This window comes from Pseudomonas sp. I8001, assembly GCF_013385345.1.
In the GTDB taxonomy this organism is placed as follows: domain Bacteria; phylum Pseudomonadota; class Gammaproteobacteria; order Pseudomonadales; family Pseudomonadaceae; genus Aquipseudomonas.
On record NZ_JACAQC010000017.1, the window covers coordinates 52,370 to 78,698 of the forward strand.

At 62.1% G+C, this 26,329-nt stretch carries 24 protein-coding genes; 14 read left to right on the forward strand and 10 right to left on the reverse strand.

The features are described 5' to 3' along the window. Nucleotides 1-210: 210 nt before the first annotated feature. The 3 genes from HX839_RS14940 to ercA all read right to left on the reverse strand — a co-directional run bounded on the left by HX839_RS14940 (nucleotide 211) and on the right by ercA (nucleotide 4,286). On the reverse strand, nucleotides 211-1,689 hold the full coding sequence (locus HX839_RS14940) for a DASS family sodium-coupled anion symporter (protein ID WP_008434472.1): 1,479 nt from the start codon (nucleotides 1,687-1,689) through the stop codon (nucleotides 211-213). Between the two features lie 79 nt (nucleotides 1,690-1,768). Continuing rightward, a complete protein-coding gene (locus HX839_RS14945) occupies nucleotides 1,769-3,139 on the reverse strand; it encodes a hybrid sensor histidine kinase/response regulator (protein WP_003207799.1) in 1,371 nt (456 codons plus the stop codon). After that, on the reverse strand, nucleotides 3,123-4,286 hold the full coding sequence (gene ercA, locus HX839_RS14950) for an alcohol dehydrogenase-like regulatory protein ErcA (protein ID WP_003207798.1): 1,164 nt from the start codon (nucleotides 4,284-4,286) through the stop codon (nucleotides 3,123-3,125). The genes HX839_RS14945 and ercA overlap by 17 nt, the downstream gene beginning before the upstream one ends. A gap of 237 nt (nucleotides 4,287-4,523) precedes the next feature. Between ercA and HX839_RS14955 the strand changes: the two genes are divergently transcribed. Further along, nucleotides 4,524-5,189: a response regulator transcription factor gene (locus HX839_RS14955; protein WP_003207796.1), complete on the forward strand. Its 666-nt coding sequence runs from the start codon at nucleotides 4,524-4,526 to the stop codon at nucleotides 5,187-5,189. A 30-nt stretch (nucleotides 5,190-5,219) separates the two neighbouring features. On the opposite strand, the gene HX839_RS14960 is transcribed toward HX839_RS14955, so the two are convergent. Further along, nucleotides 5,220-6,035, reverse strand: a complete 816-nt coding sequence (locus HX839_RS14960; RefSeq protein WP_003207794.1) for a sulfite exporter TauE/SafE family protein — start codon at nucleotides 6,033-6,035, stop codon at nucleotides 5,220-5,222. A 9-nt stretch (nucleotides 6,036-6,044) separates the two neighbouring features. Then, entirely contained in the window at nucleotides 6,045-7,289 is a 1,245-nt protein-coding gene (locus HX839_RS14965) for an FAD/NAD(P)-binding oxidoreductase (protein ID WP_177067253.1), read from the reverse strand. A 179-nt stretch (nucleotides 7,290-7,468) separates the two neighbouring features. Between HX839_RS14965 and HX839_RS14970 the strand changes: the two genes are divergently transcribed. Continuing rightward, nucleotides 7,469-8,332, forward strand: coding sequence for an MBL fold metallo-hydrolase (locus HX839_RS14970; protein WP_003207791.1), 864 nt, complete (start codon nucleotides 7,469-7,471; stop codon nucleotides 8,330-8,332). A 122-nt stretch (nucleotides 8,333-8,454) separates the two neighbouring features. Here the strand turns inward: HX839_RS14970 and bkdR are convergent, their stop codons facing one another. After that, a complete protein-coding gene (gene bkdR, locus HX839_RS14975) occupies nucleotides 8,455-8,940 on the reverse strand; it encodes a Bkd operon transcriptional regulator BkdR (RefSeq protein WP_003212855.1) in 486 nt (161 codons plus the stop codon). 195 nt (nucleotides 8,941-9,135) lie between these two features. Between bkdR and HX839_RS14980 the strand changes: the two genes are divergently transcribed. The 5 genes from HX839_RS14980 (at nucleotide 9,136) to HX839_RS15000 (ending at nucleotide 15,313) form a co-directional block, all read left to right on the forward strand. Further along, complete coding sequence (locus HX839_RS14980) at nucleotides 9,136-10,371, forward strand: 3-methyl-2-oxobutanoate dehydrogenase (2-methylpropanoyl-transferring) subunit alpha (protein ID WP_003212857.1); 1,236 nt, start codon at nucleotides 9,136-9,138, stop codon at nucleotides 10,369-10,371. A gap of 1 nt (nucleotide 10,372) precedes the next feature. Next, nucleotides 10,373-11,431 (forward strand): alpha-ketoacid dehydrogenase subunit beta, encoded by a 1,059-nt coding sequence (locus HX839_RS14985; RefSeq protein ID WP_003212859.1) that lies wholly within the window; start codon nucleotides 10,373-10,375, stop codon nucleotides 11,429-11,431. Next, on the forward strand, nucleotides 11,432-12,715 hold the full coding sequence (locus tag HX839_RS14990) for a dihydrolipoamide acetyltransferase family protein (protein WP_102369558.1): 1,284 nt from the start codon (nucleotides 11,432-11,434) through the stop codon (nucleotides 12,713-12,715). A gap of 3 nt (nucleotides 12,716-12,718) precedes the next feature. Further along, nucleotides 12,719-14,098, forward strand: a complete 1,380-nt coding sequence (gene lpdA, locus HX839_RS14995; RefSeq protein WP_177021068.1) for a dihydrolipoyl dehydrogenase — start codon at nucleotides 12,719-12,721, stop codon at nucleotides 14,096-14,098. Nucleotides 14,099-14,293: 195 nt separating this feature from the next. Continuing rightward, nucleotides 14,294-15,313: a branched-chain amino acid aminotransferase gene (locus HX839_RS15000; RefSeq protein ID WP_003212864.1), complete on the forward strand. Its 1,020-nt coding sequence runs from the start codon at nucleotides 14,294-14,296 to the stop codon at nucleotides 15,311-15,313. Between the two features lie 140 nt (nucleotides 15,314-15,453). Here the strand turns inward: HX839_RS15000 and HX839_RS15005 are convergent, their stop codons facing one another. Continuing rightward, nucleotides 15,454-16,350 (reverse strand): GNAT family acetyltransferase, encoded by an 897-nt coding sequence (locus tag HX839_RS15005; RefSeq protein WP_177067254.1) that lies wholly within the window; start codon nucleotides 16,348-16,350, stop codon nucleotides 15,454-15,456. Between the two features lie 284 nt (nucleotides 16,351-16,634). Here HX839_RS15005 and ctlX point away from each other — a divergent pair, with 284 nt between their 5' ends. The 7 genes from ctlX (at nucleotide 16,635) to HX839_RS15040 (ending at nucleotide 22,686) form a co-directional block, all read left to right on the forward strand. After that, nucleotides 16,635-17,561, forward strand: coding sequence for a citrulline utilization hydrolase CtlX (ctlX, locus tag HX839_RS15010; protein WP_177067255.1), 927 nt, complete (start codon nucleotides 16,635-16,637; stop codon nucleotides 17,559-17,561). Nucleotides 17,562-17,572: 11 nt separating this feature from the next. Continuing rightward, nucleotides 17,573-18,619, forward strand: coding sequence for an ornithine cyclodeaminase (locus tag HX839_RS15015; RefSeq protein WP_003212869.1), 1,047 nt, complete (start codon nucleotides 17,573-17,575; stop codon nucleotides 18,617-18,619). 356 nt (nucleotides 18,620-18,975) lie between these two features. After that, a complete protein-coding gene (locus HX839_RS15020) occupies nucleotides 18,976-19,755 on the forward strand; it encodes an ABC transporter substrate-binding protein (RefSeq protein WP_003212870.1) in 780 nt (259 codons plus the stop codon). 160 nt (nucleotides 19,756-19,915) lie between these two features. Then, the gene (locus HX839_RS15025) at nucleotides 19,916-20,617 is read left to right on the forward strand and encodes an ABC transporter permease (protein ID WP_008434488.1); all 702 of its coding nucleotides are present in this window, start codon (nucleotides 19,916-19,918) and stop codon (nucleotides 20,615-20,617) included. Beyond that, nucleotides 20,614-21,327, forward strand: a complete 714-nt coding sequence (locus HX839_RS15030; RefSeq protein ID WP_008434490.1) for an ABC transporter permease — start codon at nucleotides 20,614-20,616, stop codon at nucleotides 21,325-21,327. The genes HX839_RS15025 and HX839_RS15030 overlap by 4 nt, the downstream gene beginning before the upstream one ends. A gap of 3 nt (nucleotides 21,328-21,330) precedes the next feature. Next, entirely contained in the window at nucleotides 21,331-22,176 is an 846-nt protein-coding gene (locus HX839_RS15035) for an ABC transporter ATP-binding protein (RefSeq protein ID WP_256344069.1), read from the forward strand. Between the two features lie 12 nt (nucleotides 22,177-22,188). Continuing rightward, entirely contained in the window at nucleotides 22,189-22,686 is a 498-nt protein-coding gene (locus HX839_RS15040) for an Lrp/AsnC family transcriptional regulator (RefSeq protein WP_003208571.1), read from the forward strand. Between the two features lie 119 nt (nucleotides 22,687-22,805). Here HX839_RS15040 and HX839_RS15045 read toward each other — a convergent pair whose 3' ends face one another. From HX839_RS15045 to HX839_RS15055, 3 genes are all read right to left on the reverse strand, one after another. After that, nucleotides 22,806-23,639, reverse strand: a complete 834-nt coding sequence (locus HX839_RS15045) for a TIGR03915 family putative DNA repair protein (RefSeq protein WP_177067256.1) — start codon at nucleotides 23,637-23,639, stop codon at nucleotides 22,806-22,808. Next, on the reverse strand, nucleotides 23,636-24,856 hold the full coding sequence (locus HX839_RS15050) for a putative DNA modification/repair radical SAM protein (RefSeq protein ID WP_177021070.1): 1,221 nt from the start codon (nucleotides 24,854-24,856) through the stop codon (nucleotides 23,636-23,638). The genes HX839_RS15045 and HX839_RS15050 overlap by 4 nt, the downstream gene beginning before the upstream one ends. 68 nt (nucleotides 24,857-24,924) lie before the next feature. Further along, the gene (locus HX839_RS15055) at nucleotides 24,925-26,262 is read right to left on the reverse strand and encodes a lysine N(6)-hydroxylase/L-ornithine N(5)-oxygenase family protein (RefSeq protein ID WP_003208565.1); all 1,338 of its coding nucleotides are present in this window, start codon (nucleotides 26,260-26,262) and stop codon (nucleotides 24,925-24,927) included. Between the last annotated feature and the right edge of the window lie 67 nt (nucleotides 26,263-26,329).

A 26,329-nucleotide genomic window follows, 5' to 3' on the forward strand; every position in this document is an offset into this window, starting at 1 on the left:
GCTCCCACAGAAAAGCAGCTCTGCTTTCGCCCTGGATCTTGCCTCTGTTTTTAACACTCAAGCCGGCCGGTAGGCCGCTGTGCTTTTGCTTTTGACCTTGATCTGACTGCCCCAATGAGCCCGAGGCCGAACGCAGGCAGTGCGAAGCGGGCCGCTGTAAGAGCGGAACGATAAGCGGCCGTTACCGAAATAACGGATATGCCCCCCACCTCAAATCCACCCCAACCAACTCCAATACGTAGCCGCAAACACCAACATCAACCCATACCCAATCAACGTCACCAAAATCCCGACCTTGGCAAACTGCCGCGCGGTAAACGTGCCGGTCCCCAAACACACCATATTCTGCGGCGCATTGATGGGCAGGATAAACCCGTAGCTCATCACAAACCCCAGCAACATCGTCATCCCCAGCCGACTGAACTCCCCGGGCAACGTCTGCAACACCGCAATCAAAATCGGCAACAACGCCGAGGTCAACGCCGTGGCACTGGCAAACCCCAAATGAATCACGATCAAAAACACCCCCAGAATCGCAAACACCCCCAGCGGCCCCACCTGGTCCAACCCGGTATGCGCCACCACCTGCGACCCCAGCCACTGCCCCGCCTGGGTGGTCAGCAACGCCGTCCCCAGGCTGATGCCAACCCCAAACACAATCACCGTGCCCCACGGAATCCGCGACTGCACATCCTTCCAGGTCATCACCCCAATCCCCGGCATCAGCAAGAACACCAGCCCGGCATACGTCGTCGAGGTCGTATCAAAGCTGTGCAACCGCCCTTCCGTGGCCCAGGCCAACAACAGCAACACCGACACCGTCAGCAAGCGCTTCTGAGGCCCCGTCATCGGCCCGATGTCCACCAGCGATTGCGCCACCGCCTCCTTGCCTCCGGGAATGCTGTCACTCTCCGGCGGCAGCAGCTTCAACACCAAAAACAACAACACCGCCGACATGATCAGCGCCCACGGCGCCCCGGCGATCAACCAGTCGATCCACGACACCCGCTGCCCCAGCATCTTGTCCATGAAGCCAACCGTCAGCAGGTTCTGCGCCGCCGCCGTCTGGATACCGACGTTCCAGATGCTCGTACCCTGGGCCACGACGATCATGATCCCGGCCGCAATATTCGAACGCTTGTCCACGCCAAACGCGGCAATCACCCCCATCATGATCGGCACCACACACGCACTGCGGGCCGTGGCGCTGGGCACCACCAGGCTCAAGAGGATGGTCACGGCAACTGCCCCGACGAGAATGCCCCGGGTGCTGGTACCCACCCGGGTCAGGGTGACCAACGCGATGCGCCGGTCCAGCCCGGTATGGGTCATGGCTGCGGCGATAAACAACGCGCCGGCCACCAGCGCCAGCGCCGGGTTGGAAAACCCCGTCAACGCCATGCTGATGGCCGGGCTGGAACCGATCAGGTGCGTCGGGTCTTGCAGCGACGGCGCAGTGCCGAGCAAAAACGCCATCAACGAGGTGATCATGATCGCGCTGGCCTCGTAGGAGACCGCTTCGGTGATCCATACCACCACCGCAAACGCGAGGATCGCCAGCATCCGGTGCCCGGCCACCGGCAAGTCGGCCGGCAGCGGCAACAGCAGCACGCCGACCATCACCAGTACGCCGACCACCAGGCCCAGGGGCAACTTGAATGAAGCAGCAGTTGTTGCGGGGGCACTCATGGGGTTCTCCGTCGGCCGTGAAATCTGGCCCACAGCATGAGGCAAAGCGTCACGCCCGGTGTTGACGGGTATCAAGTGGCTAGGCCAATAACTGGGTCAACACCGCTCGCAACTTGCCGGGCTTGACCGGCTTGTTCAGCAATGGCACGTCCAGGCGCTGCAATGCACGGCGGCATTGGTCGGTGCGGTCGGCGGTGATAATCACTGCCGGAATCCTGCAGCCAAAATGCTCGCGCAACTGGTGCACGACCTCACAGCCCACCACGCCATGGTCCAGGTGATAGTCCGCGAGAATCAGCTCCGGTGCCCTGCCCTGCAACGCAACCAGTGCGCCGGCCTGGTCGGTCGCAGTGACCACCTCGCAGCCCCACTGCCCAAGCAGCGCGCTCATGCTGTCGAGGATGCCGACTTCGTTGTCCAGCACCAGCAGCCGCCTCCCCGGCAACGGGTTGCCGGTGCTCGGTTGCGCGGCCACCACACTGATGGGCAGCGGCATGTCCTCGCTGATGGGGACTTCGATGCTGAACATCGAACCGCGCCCCGGCCACGAACGCACCGCCACCGGATAACCGAGGACCTCGGCGATACGCTCGACAATCGCCAACCCCAGTCCCACGCCCTTGCGGTCGGCGGCGCGGCCCACGTCCAGTTGATTGAACTCCAGGAAGATGGCGTCCAGGCGGTCCGCCGCAATTCCGCGCCCGGTGTCCCACACCTCCAGGCGCAACCGCTCACCCCGGCGGCGGGCGCCCAGCAGGATGGAGCCCGCGCTCGTGTAGCGGCAGGCGTTGCTGAGGAAATTGCGCAGGATCCGCGTCACCAGCCGCAGGTCGGTGTTGATTGCGTAATGGCCTGTACGCGCCCGCAGGTTCAGCCCGGACGCCGCGGCCACCGACTGGAATTCCGAGACCAGCGGTGCGAACAGTTCGTCGAGACGGTACAGGGCGATGTCCGGCTTGACCGCCGCTTGATCGAGTCGGGAAATGTCCAGCAAGTCGGTGAGCAAATCCTCGGCGCCTTCCAGGGCCTGATGGGTGCGCTCCACCAACACGTGTTCGACGCTGGGCAAGTTGCGCTCGCGCAGGGTGGAAATCAGCAAGCGTGCGGCGTTGAGGGGTTGCAGCAGGTCATGACTGGCGGCGGCAAGGTATTTGTCCTTGCTGCGGTTGGCGGCCTGGGCGGCATCCCGAGCATCGCGCAAGTCCTGCTCGATCTTCTCGCGCTGGGCGATTTGCTGTTGCAGGTTGCGGTTGGCTTCCAGCAACTCGTCGGTACGCGCCGCGACCCGCTGTTCCAATTCGTCGTTGAGGCGGATGTAGCGATTGCGCTCGGCTTCCAGCTCGTCGAGGCGCGCGGTCAGTTCGGGGTAATGACTCTTGCGCGCCGAGTGGTTGCCCAGCCCCAGGAGCCCCGCGAGTGCCCGTTGCTGATCGTCAGAGAGCTTCGCCATAGACGACCTCGACGTCACGCTGGCTGGATTCACGCGGGTTGGTAAGGATGCACGGGTCGTGCATGGCGTGCTGCGACAGAAAGGGAATGTCCGCCACTCGAATCCCATGCAGGCCGAGGGTTTCATGGAAGCCGATCGCATGCTTCAACGCGATCAAATGGTCCACCAGCCGGCCGCAGATTTGCCGGTGGTTGAGGCCCCGGCAATCAATGCCGAAGGTCTCGGCAATCACCTTGAAACGCTCCGGTGCCGCGCTGTAGTTGAACGCCACCACATGTTCCACCAGCACCGCGTTGCACAGGCCATGGGGCAGGTCGAGAAAGCCGCCAAGGCTGTGGGACATGGCATGCACCGCGCCGAGGATCGCGTTGGAAAACGCCAGCCCGGCCTGCATGCTGCCCAGCATGATTTTCTCCCGCAGGGCGATGTCGCCGGGGTTGGCGATCATCTGCACCAGGTTGCCATTGATCAGGCGCATGGCTTCCAGCGCGTGGGGATCGGTCAGCGGGCCGTGGCCGGTGGACACGAAGGCCTCGATGGCATGCACCAGCGCATCGATGCCGGTACAGGCCGAGAGAAACGGGTCCATGCTCGCCGTGGTTTCCGGGTCGATCAGTGAAACATCGGGCACCACCGCCTTGCTGACGATGGAGAACTTCATGCGCTCCTGCTGGTTGGAAATGATCACGAACTGCGAGACATCCGCCGAGGAGCCCGCGGTGGTCGGGATCAGGATCAGCGGCGGGCTCGGCACGCGGATGGTGTCGACGCCTTCGAAGTCGAGGATGCTGCAGCCATGGGCGACCACGATGCCGATGGCCTTGCCGCAGTCCATCGGGCTGCCGCCACCGACGGCGACGATCACGTCGCAATGGTTTTCACGGTAGACCTCGGCGCCGAGCATCACCTCTTCAACCCGGGGGTTGGGCGAAACGGCGGTGTACAGGCAGTAGTCGATGCCGATGGCTTGCAGGCTGGCCTCGACATCGGCCACCCAGCCGACAGCAACCACGCCGGGATCACTCACCACCAACACCTTGCGCGCGCCAAAGGTCTTGGCGTAGTTGCCTACGTTGTGCCGGCAGCCGGCGCCAAAGATGATTTCAGGGGAAACGAATTTACGCAGGAGACTCAGGTTCGGGCTCATTGGTAAGCCTGTTTTTATTATTCTGGAAGATGCGCTCCACACTAACCCATCCGACACTGAATGCAATCAGACCAATGGGTGGCGCTGAAACCGCGACGTACGGCACGATCTACTACTTTGGTACTGATTCCCCTCTCTATCGTCGCATTCCCAAGGCATCGAGACTGGCATGTAATGGGCGCATGACCCTATGGATCGGACCTGCTTGAATAAGCAAAAATAATAAGGCGAACGTCCATGTACAAAATTCTGATAGCCGACGATCACCCACTGTTTCGCGAGGCGATCCACAACGTCATCAGCGACGGGTTCCCGGGCAGCGAAGTGATGGAAACCGGCGACCTGGACAGCGCCCTGACCATGAGCCAGGAGCACGACGATCTGGATCTGATCCTGCTGGACCTGAACATGCCGGGCATGCACGGCCTCAATGGCCTGATCAACCTGCGCAACGAGTCGCCGACGATTCCGGTGGTGATCGTGTCCGCCGAGCAGGACAAGCAGGTCGTGCTGCAAGCCATCACCTATGGCGCGGTGGGGTTTATCACCAAGTCCTCGCCCAGGCTGCAGATGACCGAGGCAATCCAACAGATTCTCAACGGCAATGTGTATTTGCCGCCGGAGATTATTCGCAGCCAGAAAATCGGCGGGCAACGGCGCATGAATGATTGCCTGGGGCTTGCGCCGGAGCTGCTGCAGGCCCTGACCCGCAAGCAATTGCTGGTGCTGGAGCGGATGACCAAGGGTGACTCGAACAAGCAAATCGCCTATAGCCTGGAGATTGCCGAGACCACGGTGAAGGCCCATGTCTCGGCGATCCTGCGCAAGTTGAACGTGCACAATCGGGTGCAGGCGATTCTCAGCGCCGGGGACATCGACTTTGGTGCCTACCTGCGGCGCTGATACCCGTAGGGGCGGGATGCTGACCGCATTTCAAGGCACCTGAATGAGGGCCCGAAACAGCATGCCCGCCGCCACCAGCACACACAGGGTGGCAAAACCCACCTGCAAGGTGCGCGCCTTGATCACCGAGCACAGGCGCCGCCCCGCCAACATGCCGACAATGCTCGAACCGATAAACACCCAGCCCATCGGCTCGATACTGACCCCGGCATGAAACGCACCGATCACACCGATCAACGAGATCAGGCTGATCACCATCAGCGAGGTGGCGACGATGCCGCGCATCTGCACATCGGTCAGTTGCTTGAAGGCCGGTACGATCAGGAAGCCGCCGCCCACGCCGAGCAGGCCCGATACCGCACCGGTCACTGCGCCGAGGGCGGCCAGGGTGGCGGTGCATTTGGCGGTCCAGGAAAAGCGCCCGGTCTGCTGGTCGAGCATGCAGTTCTTCTGGCCCCACGACGCGGTGCCGTGGTCGCTCGGCCCGGCCTCAAGCTTCTCCCGTTGCAGCATGCGCCAGGCCACCAGCACCATCAGCGCACTGAACAGGCCCATCAGGACTTTCTCCGACATCTGGTGGGCGAAGAAAACCCCCAGCGGCGAAAACAGCGCGCCAAGCAGCGCAATCAGCAGCGCCGCGCGGTAACGCACCAGGCCATGGCGCAAACCGTCGACAGCCCCCACGGCAGCGGCCGCGCCCACCGCGAACAACGACACGGGCGCGGCCTGGGTCATGGTCAACCCCAGCCCCAATACCAGGGCCGGGACACCAAGAATGCCGCCTCCGGCACCGGTCAGGCCCATGACCAACCCCATCAACACGCCCAGAAAACTTGCCAGCAGCATAGGGTTGCCTCAATCCACCTTGGCCAGACGGGTCAGCCACTCGCGGCCCTTGAGCATGCCGTTCCAGTAGAACCACGGCAGGAAACTCGCCTTGAGGAACCACGCCGAACGCCGCGCCACAGTCGGGTCGAGGGGAAAGGTCGGCAGCAACTTGCCGCCATAGCCGAACTCGGCCAGCACCACCTTGCCCTTCTCCACGGTCAGCGGGCAGGAGCCATAGCCGTCGTACTTGAGGGGCAACGGTGCCTGTCTGCGCAGGGCCAGCAGGTTTTCCGCCACCACCACGATTTGCTTGCGCACCGCCGCGGCGGTCTTGGCGTTGGTGGTGGAACACACATCGCCCAGGCCGAAGATGTGCGGGTAGCGCAGGTGTTGCAGGCTCTGGGGATTCACTTCGCACCAGCCGGCGGCATCGGCCAGGGCGCTGTGGCGAATGAAGTCCGGCGAGACCTGTGGCGGGACGACGTGCAGCAGGTCGAAGGTTTTCTCTTCGACGCGCACATTGCCTTCGGCGTCCTTGATTTCGAACCAGGCCTTGCGCGCGGGGCCGTCGACCTTGACCAGGTTGGAGTTGAATGCCAGTTGCGCCGAGTACTTTTCAACGTACTTCATCAGCGGCGGCACGAAGGTCGGCACGCCGAACAAGGCGGCACCAGCCAGGTTGAATTCGACCTTGATGTTTTTCAGGTCACCCTGGCGGAGCCAGTGATCGCACGACAGGTACATGGCTTTTTGCGGAGCGCCGGCACATTTGATCGGCATGGCCGGCTGGGTGAACAGCGCCTTGCCATTTTTGAGTTGCCGCACCAGCTGCCAGGTGTAGGCGGCGTGTTCATAGCTGTAGTTGGACGTTACGCCATGCCGGCCGAGGGTCTCTTGCAGGCCTTCGATCTTCTCCCAGGCCAGGCGCAGGCCCGGGCACACGATGAGGTTCTTCCAGCTGACGCGCTGGCCGCTGTCGAGCACCAGGGTTTGCTCGTCGGGCAGTAATTCGCTGACCGCGGCCTGGATCCAGGTGACGCCGTTGGGCAGCACGTCGGCCATGGGGCGCACGGTCCTGGTAACGTCATAAGCCCCACCGCCCACCAGGGTCCAGGCCGGCTGGTAGTAGTGGTGGTCGTTGGGCTCGATCAGGATGATGTTCAGGTGCGGGTCGCGCTTGAGCAGGCTGGCCAGCAGGCCGATGCCTGCCGAGCCGCCACCGATGACAACGATATCGCCACTGATGGTAGGTCCCCAGTGTTGGTCGTTCATGGTCTATGGCCTTTTTCAGTTAATGCACGCAAGGGTCGTTGCCGTATGGCACCACGCCCTAGCTGTTTGCCACCACGATGCCATCCTTTGCCTCGGGTCCTTTAATTCACTTAAGCTCACAAGGTTATGTGGAAACCTAACTGAATGTAAGTCGCCATTAGCTATCTGGGAAACCCGTCATGTCAGCGTTGATTCAATCCTTTCTGGACGAGGCGTCGTCGACCTACACCTACGTCGTCTATGAAACGGACGGTGGCCCATGCGCCATCGTTGATTCGGTGCTCAACTACGACCCGGCCTCCGGACGCACCGGCACCGGCCAGGCGGACAAGGTGATCGCGTTTGTGCGCGAGCATGGCTTGCAGGTGCAGTGGTTGCTGGAAACCCACGCCCATGCGGATCATCTGTCGGCTGCGCCTTATTTGCGTCGCCAGCTGGGGGGCAAGATCGCGATTGGCCAGTCCATCAGCAAGGTGCAGGGAGTGTTCAAGAACCTGTTCAACCTGGAGCCGGAGTTTCGGGTGGATGGGTCGCAGTTCGACCATCTGTTTGCGCCGGATGAGGTGTTTCACATCGGCAACCTGAAGGCCCAGGCGCTGCATGTGCCGGGGCATACGCCGGCGGATATGGCTTACCTGATTGATGACCAGTTGATTCTGGTGGGCGACACGCTGTTCATGCCGGACGTGGGCACGGCGCGCTGCGATTTCCCTGGTGGGGATGCGCGCCAGCTGTATGGGTCGATGCGCAAGTTGTTGGCCTTCGCGCCTGAAACCCGCCTTTATGTGTGCCATGACTATCCGCCCGAAGGACGCGCAGCCAAGTGCCTGACCACGGTGGCTGAACAGCGGGCGGGGAATATTCATGTGCATGACGGGGTGGATGAGGCGGCGTTTGTCGAGATGCGCACCACGCGGGATGCCGGGTTGGGCATGCCGACGCTGTTGTTGCCGGCGATTCAGGTGAATGTGCGGGCCGGGGTGATGCCGCCGGCGGAAGGAAATGGGGTGGTTTATTTGAAGATTCCCCTCAACCAGCTTTGAAATGCACTACAAAATGTGGGAGCGGGCTTGCTCGCGAATGCGGTGTATCAGTCTATATTTTCGGTGACTGACACTCCCCATTCGCGAGCAAGCCCGCTCCCACATTTGTTTTGTGTCGTTCATTAGCCGAGGTTGATGCCGTTGGCCGGTAGCGGCAGTGCGGTCTTGTAGCGCACTTGCTTGAGGGCAAAGCTGGAGCGGATGTTGGCGACACCCGGGACTTTGGTCAGGAAGTCCATCATGAAACGCTCCAGGGACTGGATGGTGGGCACCAGCACCCGAATCAGATAATCGGGGTCGCCGGCCATCAGGTAGCACTCCATCACTTCGGGGCGATCCGAAATCGCCCCTTCGAATTGCTGCAATGCCAATTCGTTCTGCTTTTCCAGGCTGACGTGGATGAACACATTGACGTGCAGCCCCAGCAGGTCGGCGTCCAGCAGCGTCACCTGGTCGCGAATCAGCCCCAGTTCTTCCATGGCCTTGACCCGGTTGAAACACGGCGTGGGCGACAGGTTGACCGAGCGGGCCAGGTCGGCGTTGGTGATGCGGGCGTTCTCCTGAAGGGCGTTCAGAATGCCGATATCGATACGGTCCAGTTTGCGCATGAGACAAAACCACCTGTTTATTATGTTTATGCAGTTTTTTTATCCCCAAATGATCTCCAACGCAATGAAACAGAGATAAATATTCTCCTGAGCCGAGCCTATGATTGTTGTAGGACAAGATTTCTTCTACCCGAAGAAGGACTGTCAGCTACCGCGCCCACTACAAGAAATTCACAAGATAGAGCGTAGAAAGCCATGACTCAGCAGTACGAACCACTGCGCCTGCACGTTCCCGAACCCTCGGGCCGCCCAGGCTGCAAGACCGACTTTACCTACCTGCGCCTGACTGACGCTGGCCTGGTGCGCAAACCCCCAATCGACGTAGAACCCGCCGACACCGCCGACCTGGCCAAGGGCCTGATTCGCGTGCTCGACGATCAAGGCCAGGCCCTCGGCCCATGGGCTGAAGGCGTGCCAGTCGAGATTCTGCGCAAGGGCATGCGCGCCATGCTCAAGACGCGGATCTTCGACAACCGCATGGTGGTCGCCCAGCGTCAGAAGAAGATGTCGTTCTACATGCAAAGCCTCGGCGAAGAAGCCATCGGCAGCGCCCAGGCCCTGGCCTTGAACATCGACGACATGTGCTTCCCCACCTATCGCCAGCAAAGCATCCTGATGGCCCGGGAAGTGCCGCTGGTAGACCTGATCTGCCAGCTGCTGTCCAACGAGCGCGACCCGCTCAAGGGCCGCCAGTTGCCGATCATGTACTCGGTAAAAGATGCCGGCTTCTTCACGATTTCCGGCAACCTCGCCACCCAGTTCGTACAAGGCGTGGGCTGGGGCATGGCCTCGGCCATCAAGGGGGATACCAAGATTGCCTCGGCCTGGATCGGCGACGGCGCCACCGCTGAGTCCGACTTCCACACCGCCCTCACCTTCGCCCACGTGTACCGGGCACCCGTGATTCTTAACGTAGTGAACAACCAGTGGGCGATCTCCACCTTCCAGGCCATTGCCGGCGGTGAAGCCACGACCTTTGCCGGACGCGGCGTGGGTTGCGGCATCGCCTCCCTGCGGGTGGACGGCAACGACTTTGTCGCGGTGTACGCCGCCTCCGCCTGGGCCGCCGAACGTGCCCGCCGCAACCTGGGCCCGACCCTGATCGAATGGGTGACCTACCGTGCCGGCCCGCACTCCACCTCCGATGACCCGTCCAAATACCGTCCCGCCGACGACTGGAGCCACTTCCCGCTGGGCGACCCGATCGCCCGCCTCAAGCAGCACCTGATCAAGATTGGTCAGTGGTCCGAAGAGGAACACGCGGCGGTCAGTGCCGAACTTGAAGCCGAAGTGCTCAAGGCCCAGAAAGAAGCCGAACAGTACGGCACCCTGGCCGGTGGCCAGATTCCAAGCGCCGCGACCATGTTCGAAGACGTTTATAAAGAGATGCCGGAGCACTTGAAGCGCCAGCGTCAAGAGTTGGGGATCTGACATGAACGATCACAACAACAATATCGAGCTGGAAACCGCCATGACCACCACGACCATGACCATGATCCAGGCCTTGCGCTCGGCCATGGATGTGATGCTTGAGCGAGACGACAATGTGGTGGTGTTCGGCCAGGACGTCGGTTACTTCGGCGGCGTGTTCCGTTGCACCGAAGGCTTGCAGAACAAGTACGGCACCTCGCGGGTGTTCGACGCACCGATCTCCGAAAGCGGGATCGTCGGCGTGGCGGTCGGCATGGGCGCCTATGGCCTGCGGCCGGTGGCCGAGATTCAGTTCGCCGACTACGTGTACCCTGCCACCGACCAGATCATTTCCGAAGCCGCCCGCCTGCGTTATCGCTCGGCCGGCCAGTTCACTGCACCGCTGACCATGCGCATGCCCTGCGGCGGCGGCATCTACGGCGGCCAGACCCACAGCCAGAGTATTGAAGCGGTGTTCACCCAGGTCTGCGGCCTGCGCACGGTGATGCCGTCCAATCCGTACGACGCCAAGGGCCTGCTGATCGCCTCCATCGAAAACGATGACCCGGTGATCTTCCTCGAACCCAAGCGCCTGTATAACGGCCCGTTCGACGGCCACCACGACCGCCCGGTAACCCCGTGGTCGAAACACCCGCAAGCGCAGGTGCCGGACGGTTACTACACCGTGCCGCTGGATGTGGCCGCCATCGCCCGCCCGGGCAAGGACGTGACGATCCTCACCTACGGCACCACGGTGTATGTGTCGCAAGTCGCCGCCGAAGAAACCGGCATCGACGCCGAAGTCATCGACCTGCGCAGCCTGTGGCCGCTGGACCTGGAAACCATCGTCAATTCCGTGAAGAAAACCCGTCGCTGCGTGATCGTTCACGAAGCCACCCGTACCTGCGGGTTCGGCGCCGAGCTGGTGGCGCTGGTGCAGGAGCATTGCTTCCACTACCTGGAAGCGCCGATCGAGCGCGTCACCGGTTGGGATACCCCGTATCCCCACGCGCAAGAGTGGGCGTATTTCCCTGGCCCGACCCGAGTGGGCGCGGCTTTGCATCGGGTTATGGAGGTCTGAATGGGCACGCACGTTATCAAGATGCCGGACATTGGCGAAGGCATCGCAGAAGTTGAATTGTCGGTATGGCACGTCAAGGTCGGCGACCTGGTGGTAGAAGACCAGGTGCTGGCGGACGTGATGACCGACAAGGCCATGGTGGACATTCCGTCGCCGGTGCACGGCAAGGTGATTTCCCTCGGCGGCGAGCCGGGGGAAGTCATGGCGGTGGGCAGTGTTTTGATCAGTATCGAAGTGGAAGGCGCGGGCAATACCAGGGAGTCGGCGTTGTCGGCGGTGGTTGAAGAGGTCGCGCCGGCACCGGCTCCTGCACCGAAAGTCGAAGCCAGGGCCGCGCCGGTGGTTGAACCCAAGCCGGCAGCCAAACCTGCGGTGGCGGCTGCGCAAGCGCCCGTGGCCCGCGAGGCCGATGACCGCCCGCTGGCCTCCCCGGCCGTGCGCAAACATGCGCTGGATGCTGGCATCCAGCTACGACTGGTCCAGGGCTCAGGCCCGGCTGGCCGGATTCTGCATGAAGATCTGGACGCTTACTTGCTCCAGGGTCCGGCGAAAAATTCCGGGGCCTCCAACCCGTACGCCGAACGCAACGACGAGCAGCAAATCCCGGTGATCGGCATGCGCCGCAAGATCGCCCAGCGCATGCAGGACGCCACCCGGCGCGCCGCGCATTTCAGCTATGTGGAAGAGATCGACGTCACCGCCCTCGATGAGTTGCGCGTGCACCTCAACGAGAAACACGGCGCTACCCGCGGCAAGCTGACCCTGCTGCCGTTCCTGGTGCGGGCCATGGTCGTCGCATTGCGCGACTATCCGCAGATCAACGCGCGTTATGACGACGAAGCCCAGGTCATCACCCGCCTCGGCGCGGTGCATGTGGGTGTCGCCACCCAGAGCGATGTCGGCCTGATGGTGCCGGTGGTGCGTCACGCCGAAGCCCGCGACCTGTGGGGCACGGCGCAAGAAATCAATCGCTTGGCGAATGCGGCGCGCAATGGCAAGGCCAGTCGCGATGAGCTGTCGGGCTCGAGCATCACCCTGACCAGCCTCGGTGCGTTGGGCGGGATTGTCAGCACCCCGGTGCTGAACCTGCCGGAAGTGGCCATCGTCGGGGTCAACCGCATTGTCGAGCGGCCGATGGTGATCAAGGGCCAGATCGTGATCCGCAAGATGATGAACCTCTCCAGCTCCTTCGATCACCGGGTGGTCGATGGCATGGACGCGGCGCAATTCATCCAGGCCATCCGTGGCCTGCTCGAACAACCCGCCAGCCTGTTCCTGGAGTAACCCATGTCTCAAACATTGCACACCACGCTGCTGATCATCGGCGGTGGGCCTGGCGGTTACGTGGCAGCGATTCGCGCCGGCCAGCTGGGCATCCCGACCATCCTGGTGGAAGGCCAATCGCTGGGCGGCACCTGCCTGAACATCGGCTGCATTCCGTCCAAGGCGCTGATCCATGTCGCCGAACAGTTCCAGCAAACCGTGCACCACAGCCAGGGTTCGCCGTTGGGTATCGAAGTCGATGTGCCGACCCTGGACATCGGCAAAAGCGTTGAATGGAAAGACGGCATCGTCGACCGCCTGACCACCGGCGTAGCCGCGCTGCTGAAAAAACACAAGGTCCAGGTCATCCAGGGCTGGGCCAAGGTCGTGGACGGCAAGACCGTCGATGTCGGCGACCAGCGCATCCAGTGTGAACACCTGTTGCTGGCCACCGGCTCGAAAAGTGTCAACCTGCCGATGCTGCCGATTGGCGGGCCGATCATCTCCTCCACCGAAGCCCTGGCGCCGAAACGCATCCCGAAACGCTTGATCGTGGTGGGCGGCGGCTACATTGGCCTGGAATTGGGGATTGCCTATCGCAAGCTCGGTGCCGAGGTCAGCGTGGTTGAGGCCCAGGACCGGATTTTGCCGGCCTACGACGCCGAACTGACCCAACCGGTGGCCGAATCCCTGAAGCAACTGGGGGTGAAGGTGTTCCTGAAACACAGCGTCAGCGGTTTTGAGCACAACACCCTGCAAGTGCGTGACCCCAGCGGCGAGACGCTGTCGCTGGAAACCGACCAGGTGCTGGTTGCCGTTGGTCGCAAACCCAACACCCAGGGCTGGAACCTCGAAGCCTTGAACCTGGACATGAACGGCTCGGCGATCAAGATCGACAGCCGCTGCCAGACCAGCATGCGCAATGTGTGGGCCATCGGTGACCTCAGCGGTGAACCGATGCTCGCCCACCGGGCCATGGCCCAGGGCGAAATGGTCGCCGAACTGATCAGCGGTAAATCCCGCGAATTCAACCCGGCCGCGATCCCGGCGGTGTGCTTCACCGACCCGGAACTGGTAGTGGTCGGCAAGACCCCGGACGAAGCCAGGGCGGCCGGGCTGGACTGCATCGTGTCGAGCTTCCCGTTCGCCGCCAATGGCCGGGCCATGACCCTGGAGTCGAAAACCGGCTTCGTGCGGGTAGTGGCGCGCCGCGACAATCACCTGATCGTCGGCTGGCAGGCGGTAGGCGTTGGCGTCTCGGAACTGTCCACGGCCTTCGGCCTGAGCCTGGAAATGGGTTCACGCCTGGAAGACGTGGCGGGCACCATCCACGCCCACCCGACACTCGGCGAAGCGGTACAGGAAGCAGCCCTGCGGGCCCTGGGGCATGCATTGCACCTATAAAATGGCGAAGTTCAAATGTGGGAGCGGGCTTGCTCGCGAAAGCGGTGGATCAGCACCGAATGCATCGAATGACACGCCGCATTCGCGAGCAAGCCCGCTCCCACACAAGCCAAGAATGAAGTATTGTTGCGCCCATCCAGAAATAAACCATAAGCCTGCCTTCGACCAGGCGGTTGACAAAAGATAGAGGGTGTCATGGGTAACGAAAGCATCAATTGGGACAAGCTGGGTTTTGACTACATCAAGACCGACAAGCGTTTCCTCCAGACCTGGAAAGACGGCGAGTGGCAAAAAGGCACCCTGACCGACGACAACGTGCTGCACATCAGCGAGGGCTCCACCGCCCTGCACTACGGCCAGCAATGCTTTGAAGGCCTCAAGGCCTACCGCTGCAAGGACGGTTCGATCAACCTGTTCCGCCCCGACCAGAATGCCGCGCGCATGCAGCGCAGCTGTGGCCGCCTGCTGATGCCACAAGTGCCGACCGACGCCTTCATCGAAGCCTGCAAGGAAGTGGTCCGCGCCAACGAGCGGTTCATCCCGCCGTACGGCACCGGCGGCGCGCTGTACCTGCGCCCGTTCGTGATCGGCACCGGTGACAACATCGGCGTGCGCACCGCGCCGGAATTCATCTTCTCGATCTTCTGCATCCCGGTCGGCGCCTACTTCAAGGGCGGCCTGACCCCGCACAACTTCCTGATCTCCGGCTACGACCGTGCGGCTCCCAACGGCACCGGCGCAGCCAAGGTCGGTGGCAACTACGCCGCCAGCCTGATGCCCGGTTCCCTGGCGAAAAAAGCCAACTTCGCCGACTGCATCTACCTCGACCCGGCCACCCACTCGAAGATCGAAGAAGTCGGCTCGGCCAACTTCTTCGGGATCACCCACGACAACAAGTTCGTCACCCCGAACTCGCCGTCGGTGTTGCCAGGCATCACCCGCCTGTCGCTGATCGAGCTGGCAAAATCGCGCCTGGGCCTGGAAGTGGTTGAAGGCGACGTGCTGATCGACAAGCTGTCGGACTTCAAGGAAGCCGGCGCCTGCGGCACCGCCGCCGTGATCACCCCGATCGGCGGCATCGAGTACAAAGACAAGCTGCACGTGTTCTACAGCGAAAAAGAAGTCGGCCCGGTCACCCAGAAGCTCTACAAAGAGCTGACTGGCGTACAGTCCGGCGACGTCGAAGCGCCTGAGGGCTGGATCGTCAAGGTCTAAGCAACACTGCAAAACCAAACTGTGGGAGCGGGCTTGCTCGCGAATACGGAGTGTCAGTCGACAGATTTATTGACTGATACACCGCATTCGCGAGCAAGCCCGCTCCCACATTTTGATTTCAGTGTTTGGAAAACCGACGTTCAGGCCTTATCCATCGGGATGTTTTCCAGGATCTTCTTGCCCATGCTGATCCGCGGCTCCGCGCCATAACCCAGCGCCTCATAAAACCCCATCACCGCGTCATTGCCACTGGTGATCTGCAGGTTGATCTTCATGCAACCCAGCGCCGTCAACGCCTGCTCCGCATGCCGCACCAACGAGGCGCCCAGGCCCTGGCGGCGATAGTCGTTGTGCACCGCCACTGAATACAACCAGCCACGATGCCCGTCGTAGCCGGCGAGGATGGTACCGATCACCACCTTCTTGTCGGTGGCCACGAAGAACAACCCATCGTTGACCGCCAGCTTCTTGTCGATCGCCAGGCTCGGCAGGTTATGCGCCGCGTCATAACCAAACGCCGCCTGCCACAACGCCACCACCTGCGCCCGATGGGCCCGATCGCGATAGACGCCGATGGGATGGCGGGATGACAACGCCTTCTCCATCACCAGCGTGCGTTCATTGCCATGGTAGACATCGCGCACCGTGTGGAAACCCAGCTTGGTGTAGAACGGCTCGGCCGTCAGCGAAGACGGCACATGCAACAAGGTCACCCCGGCTTCCCGGGCGCGCAGCTCGATTTCAATCATCAGCAAGCGCCCGATGCCCTGCCCTTGCAGCGCCGGATTGACGAAGACCGAGCGCACCACATTGGCGTCAAGTGCCGCCGTGGCAACGATCACCTCATCCTGAATGGCCACCAGCACCGTTCGACGCGCGAGCAACGCCACGACAGCCTCGGGAGTAAAGTTGCTCGCCACCCGCGCAATCACATCCGCCGGATAATCCCGGGCGTTGCTGTCATGCAGGGCCGCCAGGATGACCTGGCTGATGCCCTCGGCATCGGTAGTTTGGGCGAGACGAACTTCAGTGGGCATGGTTTCTCCATCCAGACAAAAAACCTCAGGCAACACAATACCAATGTGGGAGCGGGCTTGCTCGCGAAGGCGGTGTATCAGCCACCGAATTTATTAACTGACCCACCGCTTTCGCGAGCAAGCCCGCTCCCACATTTTGATCTCCACTCACCTCCACAGCCGATTCGGCTGCCCCACCCCACTTTTCAGCTTTCCCGGCTGAGCCACCCCCTCACTTCAGCCGGGATTCTTCCTTCACACCGCACAAAATAGCCTCACTGCCCAACCCATGGACCCGTGCCCCCATGCAAACCACCAACACTGTCCTGATGATCCGCCCGGCGCACTTCGCCTTCAACCCGGACACCGCGATCAACAACCGCTTCCAGCGTGCGCCCCTCGACCCGTTGGTGGCACAGCAGAAAGCGCTGGAAGAGTTCGACGGCTACGTCGACACCCTGCGCCACCACGGCGTGGAAGTGCTGGTGGTACAAGACACCCCCGCGCCCCATACCCCGGATTCGATCTTCCCCAACAACTGGTGGAGCAGCCACGCCGATGGCAGCCTGGTGCTGTACCCGATGGAAGGCCGGAACCGACGACTGGAACGCGACAAAGGCGTGCTGCAAGTGCTGGAGCAACGCTTCGCGATCCACAACACCATCGACTTCAGCCACCTCGAACAACAGAACATGTTCCTCGAAGGCACCGGCAGCATGGTCCTCGACCGCCAGCACCGCATCAGCTACGCCTGCCATTCCGGACGGACCCATCAGGATGCCCTGCGCCAGTTCGCCGAACGCCTGGACTACCAGGTCTGCGTATTCCACGCCGTCGACCGTCACCACGCGCCGATCTACCACAGCAACGTAATGATGAGTGTCGGCCGCGACCTCTCCGTGGTGTGCCTGCAAGCCTTGCCCGATGACCGCGAGCGCCAGGCCCTTGAACGCTCCCTGCGCGACACCGGCAAAGACATCGTCGCCCTGGACTTCGACCAGTTGGAAGCCTTCGCCGGCAACATGCTCGAAGTCCACGACCGCGACGGCCAGCCGCTGCTGGTGATGTCGGCCAGCGCCTGGGGCTCGCTCAAGCCCGCCCAGCGTCAGCATGTGGAGCGTCACACCCGGCCGGTGGTGGTGAACATCGACAACATCGAACGCATCGGCGGCGGCAGTGCCCGCTGCATGTTGGCGGAAGTACATCTGCCCGCCCGCCCCTCATTTCAATAAGGAGTCTTCCCATGACCCGCTATATCGACGTCAACGACTTGAGCTACCTGGTTTCGCAAAAAGGCCTGCAAACCTGCATTACCGAGATGGCCGAGTACATCCGCGCCGACTACCTGCGCTGGCAGGACTTTGAAAAATGCGCGCGCCTGGCCAACCACTCGCCCGAGGGCGTGATCGAGCTGATGCCGGTGTCCGACGCGTCGCTGTACGCCTTCAAATACGTGAACGGCCACCCGAAAAACACCCAGAGCGGCATGCTCACCGTCATGGCCTTCGGCGCCCTGGGTGATGTGGACACCGGCAAACCGGTGCTGCTGGCGGAAATGACCCTGACCACCGCGATCCGCACGGCCGCCACCTCGGCCCTGGTGGCGCGCTACCTGGCCCGGGACAACAGCCGCAGCATGGCGCTGATCGGCAACGGCTCCCAGAGTGAGTTCCAGGCCCTGGCCTTCCACGCGATGCTGGGCATCACTGAAATCCGCCTGTTCGACATCGACGCCAAGGCCACCGCCAAACTGGCCGCCAACCTCAAAGCCTTCCCGGCGATCAAGGTGATCCTGGCAGGCAGCGTTGCCGAAGCCGTGAAAGGCGCCGACATCGTCACCACCGTCACCGCCGACAAGGCCTACGCCACCATCCTCACGGACGAGATGATCGAACCGGGCATGCACCTGAATGCCGTCGGTGGCGACTGCCCCGGCAAGACCGAACTGGACCGACGAATCGTCGAACGGGCCCGCGTGATTGTCGAGTACGAGCCACAAAGCCGCATCGAAGGCGAAATCCAGCACATGCCGGAAGATTCGCCGGTCACCGAGCTGTGGCAAGTGATCAACGGCCAGGCGCCAGGCCGCGAAAACGCGCGCCAGGTCACCCTGTTCGACTCGGTAGGTTTTGCCATCGAAGACTACTCCGCCCTGCGTTACGTACTGGACGTGGCCAAGGCGCTGGACGTGGGCAGCGAACTGGAACTGGTGCCGGACCTTGCCGACCCCAAGGACCTGTTTGCCCGCCTGGCCCAAGCACCGGTGGCACAGCAGAAAAAGCGCGCCTGAGACCGCTCTGGCCTGCCGCTTTGCGTGAAAGGCAGGCCGGAAAAACCCGGTCAACAAGCCGATTCAGCGGGTGCCGCAGCCGTTTCCGCTGTGACCCGCGTTTTAACAGCACATTCCGCCCGCCGCGGCAGGGGTAAACGACACAAAAAACGCACCATCTTGAAGCATTCTCTCTGACAACAAACAGCCCAATGTGGCGAGGGAGCTTGCTCCCGCTGGAGTGCGTAGCGCTCCCGGGATTTTGGGGCCGCTGCGCAGCCCAGCGGGAGCAAGCTCCCTCGCCACAAAAAGCCTCTTCACCTTAGCGTCCCGTTTTCTACTGCCCTGACATCAATTACAAAATATAGGGAATACACATGACTCCGCTCCGATCACTTTTCGCTGCGCTGCTCCTGCCATTGGCCGCAACCGCTGCCCAGGCTCAGGAATGGAAAGAAATCCGCTTTGGGGTTTTCCCCGAATACCCACCGTTTGAATCCGTCGCCGCCGACGGCAGCCTGCAAGGTTTCGACATCGACCTGGGCAACGCCATCTGCGCCAAGCTGGAAGTCAAATGCGTGTGGGTCCACAACGAATTCGACGGCATGATCCCGGCCCTGCGCGCCCGCAAGTTCGACGCCATCATGTCCTCCATGGCCGTGACCCCGGCCCGCCAGAAAGTCATCGACTTCAGCGACCGGCTGTTCCTCAGCCCGACCTCGGTGATCACCCGCAAAAGCGCCGACTTCGGCGACACCCCCGAATCCCTGAAAGGCAAACAGGTCGGCGTGCTGCAAGGCTCGCTGCAGGAAGCCTACGCCCGTGCGCACCTGGCAAAACTTGGCGCGCAGATCAAGGCGTACCAGTCCCAGGAACAGAACTACGCCGACCTGCAAAACGGTCGTCTCGACGCCACCCTGACCGACAAGCTTGAAGCCCAGCTCAACTTCCTGTCCAAACCTGAAGGCGCCGACTTCAAGACCGGCCCGGCCTTCAAGGACCCGACCCTGCCGCTCGACATCGCCATGGGCCTGCGCAAGAACGACAAGGACCTGGTGGAGCTGATCAACAAAGGCATCGCCGCCGTCCAGGCCGATGGCACCTACACGCAGATCCAGAAGAAATACTTCGGCGATCAGGATATCTACAACGAGTGACGCCTCATGTGGGAGCGAGCTTGTGTGGGAGCGGGCTTGCTCGCGAAAGCGGTGGGTCAGTCACACATGTATTGACTGAAACTCTGTCTTCGCGAGCAAGCCCGCTCCCACACAAGCTCGCTCCCACCGTAAAACTCTGCGCCCCATCGAGATACTTCCCATGAATGAACTCCTCAACTTGCAAGGCTTCGGCCCGCTGCTGGCCCAGGGTGCCTGGATGACGGTCAAGCTGGCGTTCCTGGCGCTGCTGCTGAGCCTGTCCCTGGGACTGCTCGCCGCCGCCGCCAAGCTCTCCAGCGTCAAGCTGCTGCGGGTTCCGGCCACGCTCTACACCACGCTGATTCGCAGCGTGCCGGACCTGGTGCTGATCCTGCTGATTTTCTACAGCCTGCAACTGTGGCTGAACGACCTGAGTGAAATGCTCGGCTGGGCCTACTTCGAAATCGACCCGTTCACCGCCGGTGTCATCACCCTCGGTTTTATCTACGGTGCGTATTTCACCGAAAACTTTCGCGGGGCGATTCTCAGCGTGCCCGCCGGCCAACTCGAAGCCGCCACCGCCTACGGCCTGAGCCGCTGGCAGCGCTTTCGCCTGGTGCTGTTCCCGCAACTGATGCGCTTTGCCCTGCCGGGCCTGGGCAACAACTGGCTGGTGCTGCTCAAGTCCACCGCGCTGGTGTCGATCATCGGCCTGTCAGACCTGGTCAAGGCCGCACAAAACGCCGGCAAGACCACCAATGACCCGCTGTATTTCCTGATCCTCGCGGGCCTGGTGTACCTGGTGATCACCACCCTCTCCAACCGCATCTTCAAACGCCTGGAACGGCGCTACAACGTGGGCATCAAGGGGATGGTGCGATGATCGAACTGATCCAGCAATACGGCCTGGCCTACCTGTTCACCGACGGTAACGGCTTTTCCGGGGTGGCGATGACCCTGTGGCTCTTCATTATCTCGGTGGTGCTGGGCTTCTTTCTGTCGATCCCGCTGGCGATCGCGCGGGTCTCGGAACACTTCTGGATTCGCTGGCCAGTGGAGGTCTACACCTACCTGTTTCGCGGCACGCCGCTGTATATCCAGTTGCTGATTTGCTACACCGGCCTCTACGGCCTGGACGTGGTGCAGGACAACGCCCTGCTCAACCAGTTTTTTCGCAATGCACTGAACTGCACGCTGCTGGCGTTTGTATTGAACACGTGCGCCTACACCGTGGAAATCTTTGCCGGGGCGATTCGCAACATCCCCCACGGCGAGATCGAAGCCGCCAAGGCCTACGGCCTGCATGGCTGGCGCCTGAACCTGTTTGTGGTAGTGCCCGCCGCACTGCGTCGCGCACTGCCGGCCTACAGCAATGAAATGATCCTGATGCTGCACGCCACGTCCCTGGCGTTTACCGCCACCATTGCCGACATCCTCAAGGTGGCCCGCGACGCCAACGCCGAGACGTTCCTGACGTTCCAGGCCTTCGGCATCGCTGCCCTGTTGTACATGCTGCTGTCCTTTGCACTGGTGGGCCTGTTTCGACTGGCCGAACGTCGCTGGATGCGTTTTCTTGTTCCTACCCGAGGCTAACCCATGAATCAGTCCGCGCAGGCCCTGGCCGCTTATCCCACCGATGTACGCCCCGCTACCCAGCCGGTCGCCGTGGCCGAAAACGCCAACGTCAAACTCCAGGTCGAAGGCCTGCACAAACGCTATGGCGAGCATGAGGTGCTCAAGGGCGTTTCACTGAACGCGCGCAACGGCGACGTGATCAGCCTGATCGGCGCCAGCGGCTCCGGCAAGAGCACGATGCTGCGCTGCATCAACTTCCTCGAACAGCCGGACGCCGGGGTTATCACCCTCGATGGCATCAGCATCGAAATGCAGCAAGGCCGCGCCGGCACGCGCGCGCCGCACCAGGCGCAATTGCAGAACCTGCGCACCCGCCTGGCCATGGTGTTCCAGCACTTCAACCTGTGGAGCCACATGACCGTGCTGGAAAACATCACCATGGCGCCGCGCCGGGTGCTGGGGGTGAGCGCCGCCGAGGCGGAAAAACGCGCACGCCTGTACCTCGACAAGGTCGGCCTGCCGGGCCGGGTGGCGGACCAATACCCGGCATTCCTCTCCGGCGGCCAGCAACAGCGCGTGGCCATCGCCCGGGCCCTGGCGATGGAACCGGAGATCATTCTGTTCGACGAACCCACTTCGGCCCTCGACCCTGAACTTGTAGGAGAAGTGCTCAAAGTCATACAGACGTTGGCGGAGGAAGGTCGTACCATGCTCATGGTCACCCACGAAATGGGCTTTGCCCGCCAGGTGTCCAGCCAAGTGCTGTTCCTGCATCAGGGCCGCGTCGAGGAACAAGGCGCAGCGGATATCCTCGACCAGCCGAACAGCGAACGCTTGCAGCAATTTCTTTCCAACCGATTGAAGTGAACACCACACACCATGGATACCAAGGCCACCGGACCGAACGCCTCACCTGTGCTGGACCGCATCGATGAAGCCATCATCGACGTGTTACGGCACCAGGGACGCATCACCTACGAAAAACTCTCGTCGCTGGTGCACCTGACGCCCAGGCCGTGCCTGGAACGGGTACGCAAGCTGGAACGACGCGGGGTCATCCGGGGTTATGGGGCGATCATCGACGTGCAGATGGTCTCGCCGGGGCTGTCACTGCTGGTGCTGGTGGCCCTCTCCAACCAGAGCGGGCGCTCGGCGCAGAAGGCGTTCGAGGCATGTGTCAAAGCCTGCCCGCAAGTGTTCGAGTGCCAGTTGATCAGCGGGCCGTTCGACTACAGCCTGCGCATGCGCTGCCGGGACATGGAGCACTACCGCGTGCTGACGGAAACCTGGCTGAACAATGATGAATTGCACATCGATAAATTGGTGGCGCATCCCGAGCTGGCGGTCGTAAAAAACACCGCCACCGAACTGGCCTGAATCCGCCCCTACAGGCAATAGAGATCAAATGTGGGAGCGGGCTTGCTCGCGAATGCGGTGTATCAATCGCTGGATGTGCTGCTGACACACCGCATTCGCGAGCAAGCCCGCTCCCACATTTAACCGTGCCCGCTTGAAATTCGCTTGCCTGGACGCGCCCCAATCATCTTCGCCTGCCCATCCCGCTGCTTGCCCGTACGCGCCTCGCTGATCAACCCCGGAATCAACTTGCCCTCCGGCAGATTCTTCCAGAACCGGCTCGGCAAATGCCCTTCCATCACCTTCGGATTCAACCGCGCCGGGTTAAAGATATGGCTGTAGTACGTCAACCACATCGCACTGTGGGGATCCTCGACATTCTGCGCCAACGCCTGCCATTCCACCGGGCATTGCCGCTGGTGAATCAAATGCTCCCCGTCGTAATAAACCCCATCCAGGGGCGTGGCGATCATCCAGCGATGACGCCCCATGCGCCCGACAAAATGCTGGCTGGCCACCTTCAAGATATCGTGGGCCGGCTCATGCCACGCCACGTACTCCGGCAACTGCGGCCCCGCCTCTGCCGGCAATGCGATAAACCGCACAAACGCATGCAGGTGATGGGCCTCGCGCTGCACCTGCTTGATCCGCCGCTGCAATTCGCTGCCCAGCTTGTCCCCCGACATCATCGCCGTGCGGTCCCCATGGCTGACGCGCCACAGCACCTCATACAGCAGGCTCCAGCGCTGTTCACCGTGATAACACGCGGCAGACTCCAGCAGCTCCAGCAGCGCCTTGGGAATCCGCGCCTGGAACGGCCCGCACTCGGCCGGGTACTGCTCGTCGGTGGCAAACAGGTCCGCCACCTCGGCCACGCCCCAACTCACGTGGCTGGGGTCGATCTGATGGCTGAGCAACCAGCGCGCTTGCTCGCGCCAGGTGCTGAACAGGTTGTCGCATTCCAGGCTGATCATCCCCACAGCCCCATTTGCTGCGGCTGCGGGCGGTCGCGCAGTTGTTCGCGCAGCAGCACGCTGGTGCTTTCCGCTTGCTGCGGGTGGTAGTCGCTGGTGATGAAAAACGGCTTGGCCTTGGTCAGCACACACCGCATGCGCGCCAGGTCTTCGAAGCGGATCTTGCGCTGGCGACGCAGGTCCACCAGCCGCTGGGTGGTGCGCAGGCCAATTCCGGGAATGCGCGCAATAAGCGTCGGCTCGGCCCGGTTCAAGTCCAGCGGGAACACCTCGCGGTGCTCCAGCGCCCAGGCCAGCTTGGGGTCGATATCCAGGGCCAGGTCGCCCGGCCCTTCAAACAGTTCATTGGCGCTGAACCCGTAGCTGCGCAACAGGAAATCCGCCTGGTACAAGCGGTGCTCGCGCATCAGCGGCGGCGCGGCCAGGGGCACGCTTTTCGGGCTGTTGGGGATCGGGCTGAACGCCGAGTAATACACCCGGCGCAGTTTGAAATTGCCGTACAACGCCTCGGCGCTGTGGAGGATGGTGCTGTCGTCGGTGTCATCGGCGCCGACGATCATCTGCGTGCTCTGCCCGGCCGGCGCGAAACGCGGCGCGCGGGGTTCGTTGAGCACCGTCTGCTCACCGGTATAGATGGTTTGCATGGCCTGCTTGATCGAGACGATCTGCTTCTCGGGCGCCAGGGTTTGCAGGCTCTTGTCCGTTGGCAACTCGATATTCACGCTGAGGCGATCGGCATACCGCCCCGCCTCGGCAATCAGTGCCGGGTCGGCTTCGGGAATGGTCTTGAGGTGGATGTAGCCGCGAAAGTCATGCTCTTCGCGCAGGAGTTTGGCGACCCGCACCAGCTGCTCCATGGTGTAGTCGGCCGAACGGATGATGCCGGAGCTGAGAAACAGCCCGCTGACGCAGTTGCGCCGGTAAAAGTCGAGGGTCAGGGTCACCACCTCCTCCGGGCTGAAGCGTGCACGGGGCACGTCGCTGGAGCGGCGGTTGACGCAGTATTGGCAATCGTAGAGGCAGAAGTTGGTCAGCAGCACCTTGAGCAACGACACGCAGCGACCGTCGGGCGTGTAGCTGTGGCAGATGCCCATGCCATCGGTGGAGCCCAGCCCCGCCTTGCCTTCCGAGCTGCGCTGGGGCGCGCCGCTGCTGGCGCAGGACGCGTCGTACTTGGCGGCGTCGGCGAGGATGCTGAGTTTTTCGATCAACTGCATGGGGCTTCTACCGATACTGGTTTTTTGTACAGTATCAGCAGCCGCCCCCGCGGTTCAAGTGCAGCCTGTCAGCTGGCGGTGGCCAGCAACACGTCCTGCACCGAACGGCTCTTGCCGCGGCTGCGGTCGTGTTCGTACAGCGACGCAGCAATCTCGTCGGCACGGATCGGCAGGATCGACAGCAAGGTATCGCTCAGGCCATGGCTGGCCTGGCTGAAGCCCTGCATGTAGATGCCGGCCTTGCAGCGCTCGTCGGTGACGATGCGGTAGTCGCGGCTGACTTCAAAGTCGCCCATATAGTCGGCCAACGGTGCGAGCAACTGACGATGCATCTGGCGCTCGTAACCGGTGGCCAGTACGACGGCATCGTAATGGTTGAGGCTGGTTTCGCCGGTGGCGTTGTTGCGCAGCGCCAACTCCACACCCAGCGGCCCGGCCGTGGCTTTTTCCACGGTGGTCAGGGTACGGAACGCGTGACGGGCAATGCCGGAAACTTTCTGGCGGTAGAAGATCCCGTAGATGCGCTCGATCAGGTCCAGGTCCACCACCGAATAGTTGGTGTTGTGGTACTCGTTGACCAGGCGCTCGCGTTCGCTGCCGTTCTGCTGGAACACCAGGTCGGTGAACTCCGGCGAGAACACTTCGTTGACGAACGGGCTGTCATCCGCAGGCTTGAGGGCCGAGCCGCGCAGGATCATGTCGACCTGCACCGACGGGAAGCTGTCGTTGAGGTCGATAAACGCCTCGGCTGCGCTCTGGCCACCACCGATGATCGCGATGCGCATCGGCTTGCCGTCGACACACGGTTGCTGGGCCATGCGTTCCAGGTACTGGGAGTGATGGAACACCCGACCGTCATCCTTGAGCGCCTTGAACGACGCCGGAATACGCGGCGTACCACCGGCGCTGACCACCACCGAGCGGGTGGTGCGCACGTGCTGTTCACCCTGGGCGTCCCGGGAAATCACCCGCAGCGCCTCTACCTGCTGCTGATGCAGGATCGGCTCGATGGCCAGCACTTCCTCGCCGTAGCGGCTTTGCGCCTGGAACTGCCCGGAGACCCAGCGCAGGTAGTCGTTGTACTCCATGCGGCACGGATAGAAGGTACCCAGGTTGATGAAATCCACCAGGCGCCCGTGGGCCTTCAGGTAATTGACGAAGGAATAAGGGCTGGTGGGATTGCGCAGGGTCACCAGGTCCTTGAGGAAGGAAATCTGCAATTCACTCTGGGTGACCAGGGTGTTGCCGTGCCAGCGGTAGTCGGCCTGTTTGTCGAGGAACAGCACGTCCAGTTTGCCCTGGGCTTTCTCGCGTTCCTGCAGGGCGATGGCCAGCGCCAGGTTCGAAGGGCCGAACCCGATACCGATCAGGTCGTGAACGGCGGGCGATGCAATTGCCTGTGTCATTCCAGTGTCCTCTGGATAAGCCCCGTGGCAGTGGGGCGGGAAAGCCTCAGAGACCTGAAGGCACAGC